Annotated in this window: 1 protein-coding gene; it reads right to left on the bottom strand. The window is 49.1% G+C overall.

Annotated features, from left to right (window positions below; genetic code table 11):
* Positions 1–162: 162 nt before the first annotated feature.
* Positions 163–1,098: tyrosine-type recombinase/integrase (locus B3W37_RS07935; protein ID WP_483175301.1), on the bottom strand; the 936-nt coding region annotated here is incomplete at its 5' end.

Below are 1,098 nucleotides of genomic sequence, written 5' to 3'. Positions count from 1 at the left end.
ACCGCGATATAAGCGGATTCGAGAGCTTTTTCTTTTCTTGCGGCATCGTTCCGTTTTTCCGCCCGCATACCGTCACATGAGTCGCATGACACGCTTGGTGGAATATTCGCAATGCTCTCATCCCCCTTCTGGCCTGGCTTTCCTCCCCCTTTGGAGGGATTTTCAGGAGGGATACACGCTCAAAATGGCATTTGCCGAGGATACCTTTGAGCTGTAATCCAAATGGGTGTAGATGTTTGATGTTGTTGATATGTCGCTGTGTCCCAGCCACTCCTGAATCTCCTTCAGGCTGACTCCGTTGGCGTACAGCAGGCTGGCGCAGCTATGCCGCAAGTCGTGGAAACGAATTTTTTTGAGGCCGTGCTTTTTCAGGGTGAGGGCGAAGTTCTGGGTGACATAGCCCGGCTTGATTCTTTCGCCCAGCTCATCCACGTAGATATACTCCAGATAGTCCCTGCAATAAGCGCTGCCGCATACCTTGCGGTTTAGCTTCTGTGCTGCTTTCATCTTGTGGAGCAGTTCTTCAAAGGGCGCTACCAAAGGCAAACTGCGATAGCTGGATTTTGTTTTGGTACGGTCTTTGGCAATAACCGTATTTTTCCCGTCTAAGGTTACCTCGGTTACGGTATGCTTGATGGTCAGCGTCTTTCGTTCAAAATCAACCGCATCCCATTTCAGACCCACAATTTCACTGCGGCGCAATCCGTAAAATGCGCCCAGGATGACAGCCAGCTCGATCTTCTTTCCCTTGACGATTGCGAATAGGGTTTCCAGCTCCTTGTCATTATAGGTGGCTGCGGTGTATTTAACATTTCTGGGACGCTCCACCCGGTCGGCCGGGTTAAAGTCTATCAGCTCGGTTCTGAAAGCGTATTGCAGTGCCTTTCTGATATTGGCATGGCGATGAATGACAGTATTGGCGCTTACTTTTTCGACGTTCAGACCGTATTGATAATAGTCCTGGATGTGCTTCGGCGTCACGTCTTGCACGGTAAGCTTAAACTCCTTAAAATAAGGAATAATGAGGCGGTTAATGCAAACAGCATAAGAGGCATAGGCGGTCATTTCAACATTGTGTTTCATCATCTCCAGCCATTC

The organism is Syntrophomonas sp. UBA5494, from assembly GCF_002426325.1.
Note: the sequence above shows the minus strand (reverse complement) of the source record. Positions and strands in the feature narration are given on the sequence as shown.